Annotated in this window: 1 protein-coding gene; it reads left to right on the plus strand. The window is 43.4% G+C overall.

What is annotated here, in order from left to right; all coding sequences use genetic code 11:
* The coding region (locus tag FCV43_RS20050) for a transposase (protein ID WP_136996173.1) at positions 1 to 341 on the plus strand (341 nt) is incomplete at both ends.

Consider the following 341-nt stretch of genomic DNA (forward strand, 5'->3'; position numbering starts at 1 on the left):
ATTCAGCGTACCACTACAACTTTATCCATGCTCTGGCAGCAATACCTTAACCTTAAAGAAGAGTTAAACCATCTTCAGAAATCCATGAATGCGACAACTCGTCAAATAGAACCCTGTAAAAGGCTCATGGCTCTTGAAGGTGTTGGTGAGGTAACAGCATCCATGCTCTATGCTAATTTGGGTGATGGGACACAATTTACTAACGGCCGACAAGCATCAGCGTTTATCGGGTTAACACCGAAGCAATACAGTTCAGGTGGTAAGGTGACGATGATGGGTATTGATAAATTTGGCGGAGTTAAAGATCTTCGCTCAATGCTTCACCTTGGTGCTATGGCATA

It is taken from the genome of Vibrio genomosp. F6, from assembly GCF_005146325.1.
Classification (GTDB): Bacteria; Pseudomonadota; Gammaproteobacteria; order Enterobacterales; family Vibrionaceae; genus Vibrio; species Vibrio cortegadensis.